The 2,746-nt window shown below is 28.0% G+C and carries 3 protein-coding genes; 2 read left to right on the top strand and 1 reads right to left on the bottom strand.

Annotated features, from left to right (window positions below):
* The coding region (locus tag BN899_RS09720; protein ID WP_042274957.1) for a polysaccharide deacetylase family protein at positions 1-880 on the bottom strand (880 nt) is incomplete at its 3' end.
* A 259-nt stretch (positions 881-1,139) separates the two neighbouring features.
* Between BN899_RS09720 and BN899_RS09715 the strand changes: the two genes are divergently transcribed.
* Both BN899_RS09715 and BN899_RS09710 read left to right on the top strand, forming a co-directional pair.
* Complete coding sequence (locus BN899_RS09715) at positions 1,140-2,072, top strand: DMT family transporter (protein ID WP_042274956.1); 933 nt, start codon at positions 1,140-1,142, stop codon at positions 2,070-2,072.
* A gap of 235 nt (positions 2,073-2,307) precedes the next feature.
* Positions 2,308-2,746 (top strand): rubredoxin-like domain-containing protein (locus BN899_RS09710; protein WP_042274955.1); only part of this gene is annotated, 439 nt, incomplete at its 3' end.

Here is a 2,746-nt window from a genome sequence, read left to right as displayed (position 1 = left end):
CTAATATTTTAAATTGATATCCATTTTCTTTAAAATAAGGTATTATCATATCTAGTGCTTTTACAGTTTCTTCTTTTCCATAAGTATCATGCATTAAAAGAACGACCATTTCTTGACCTTGAGAAGACTTTACAGCATAATCATATAATTCTTGAGCATTTTTCTTTTTACCTTCAGCATCAGCGTTTAAAGCGTTCCAATCAATAGATGACATACCCTTACCTTTTAGATGATCCTTAAGTGGTTGCATATTTTTCCAAGACATATATCCACCAGGACATCTTAAAACATTTGAAGTGAATTTTTCTCCTAAAACTTTTTGCATAGCTTCAGTAGTTTTATCAATTTCATCAGTAAAAGTATTTAAATTTAAACTTCTATTAGGATATAGTTTTTTATAATCGTGCGTATATGAATGGTGAGCTATTGCATTACCTTCATCAAAAGTTCTTTTTAATATTTCATTAGCACCTTTTACTTCTAGTGAATCACCTTTAATAAAGAACGTACCTTTAACTCCATATTTATTTAAAGTGTCTAATACTTTAGGAGTATTAGTAGTAGATGGTCCATCATCAAATGTAAGAAATACAACTTTTTCACCATTATTAGAATAGTCATAGCTATCCAATTTTTCCCATACTACACTTGCATCATATCCATATTTTTTAACAGAGTCTTTTTTTGCTCCGACTATAGGTTCATTTTTTTCTCTTTCAATTTGTTCTAATCTTTGAATTTCTTTACGTTTAGCTATTTCTCTTTCTTCTTTTTTCTTAGCCATATCAGCCCAGACAATAGACCCGACCCCTATTACTAATACTGCAACACCAGTGATTATTGCTATTTTTTTCTTGTTTTTTGCTTTTTTAGATAACATAACTTACAATCTCCCTTTTTTCATCAAATCCAATCTAATTTCTATAGACAATTATAGCTAAAAATATACATTAAGTAAAATAACAATGTTGTAATAAAAATAATTAATTTATCAAAACTTTAAGTTATGTAAACTGCTATAATATATTTAGAGTGCATTTTAAAGGCACATAATTAAGTGTGGTAAAATTTGTAAAATTACATATAAGACTTACTGTGCTGATGCATTTATATATAAATAATTGTAAGGAGGGATTATATTGAAAAAATATATTGGTGAAATAGGATTAGTGTTAATTGCTATTATATGGGGAAGTGGGTTTGTAGGAACTAGATTTGCGTTAGATGGAGGATTTACACCAATACAACTAATAACGTTAAGATTTTTTATAGCATCTATTTTATTAAATATAATATTTTTTAAACGAATTAAGGAAAATATAGATAAGGATATAATAAAAAAGGGGAGTTTGTTAGGAATTTTTTTATTTATAGCATTTGCAGTGCAAACTTTTGGGCTATTATATACAACGCCATCTAAAAATGCATTTATAACTGCAGCTAATGTAGTTATAGTACCTTTTATAGGATATATAATTTATAAAAGAAAACTTGATAAAATTGGTATAATAAGTAGCATAATTACTCTTATAGGCATAGGAATTTTATCTTTAGAAGCAGATTTTTCTATTAATTTTGGAGATTTTCTAACGCTGATTTGTGCATTTGGATTTGCAGGTCATATATTTTTTACAAGTGAATTTGCAATAAATAAAGATCCTATAATTCTAACGGCAATACAATTTAGTGTAGCTTTTGTATTATCATTAATAGTCCAAGTTTTTATAGGAGAGATAAAAATATATGCGCAGCCTAGTGGGTATTTAGGGGTATTATATTTAGCATTATTTAGTACGACTATAGCATTTTTAATGCAAACTATATGTCAAAAGAAAGTTTCAGGAACTAAAACAGCTATAATACTTTCAACAGAAGCAGTGTTTGGTACATTATTTTCAATAATACTATTAAATGATCAAGTTACATTTAAAATAGTAGCAGGGAGTTTATTAATTTTTACATCAATTATAATGGCAGAGACTAAATTATCATTTTTAAAAAGGAGAGATAATTATATAAAAGAGTTAGAGTGTATTGAAAATATGGAAGAAATAGATACAAATATTGACTAGATATATAATTACATTTTATATTAAGACAATATATTTAAAAATGATCTTCATATGTATTGATAAATATATAATAAATGGTAAAATATAGGAGATGGGAAAATGTTACCATTTTTATAGTTAAAAATAATTTTAAATTTATTGTTTAAGGTATATAACCTAGGGTATATATAAGTTATAACAATTTAGACAATGAAAATAAAATTAAAATTTATATAAATATTAGGAGGGAATAATTATGAAAAAATTTGTTTGTACAGTATGTGGATATATACATGAGGGGGAAACAGCACCAGAGCTATGTCCAGTATGTAAGGTAGGACCTGAAAAGTTTGAAGAAATGAAAGGTGAAATGGTTTGGGCTGATGAGCACAGAATAGGGGCAGCTCAAGGAGTAGACGAAGAAGTATTAGAAGGATTAAGAGCAAACTTTGTTGGAGAATGTACAGAAGTAGGAATGTACTTAGCAATGAGCCGTCAAGCAGATAGAGAAGGATACCCAGAAGTAGCAGAAGCTTACAAAAGAATAGCATTTGAAGAAGCAGAACATGCAGCTAAATTTGCTGAATTATTAGGGGAAGTAGTAGTAGCTGATACTCAAGCTAACTTAAAAGCAAGAGTAGAAGCAGAATACGGAGCAACAGAAGGAAAATTAAAAATAGCTAAGAGAGCTAAAG

This window comes from Faecalimicrobium dakarense, from assembly GCF_000499525.1.
GTDB lineage: Bacteria > Bacillota > Clostridia > Peptostreptococcales > Peptostreptococcaceae > Faecalimicrobium > Faecalimicrobium dakarense.
Note: the sequence above shows the minus strand (reverse complement) of the source record. Positions and strands in the feature narration are given on the sequence as shown.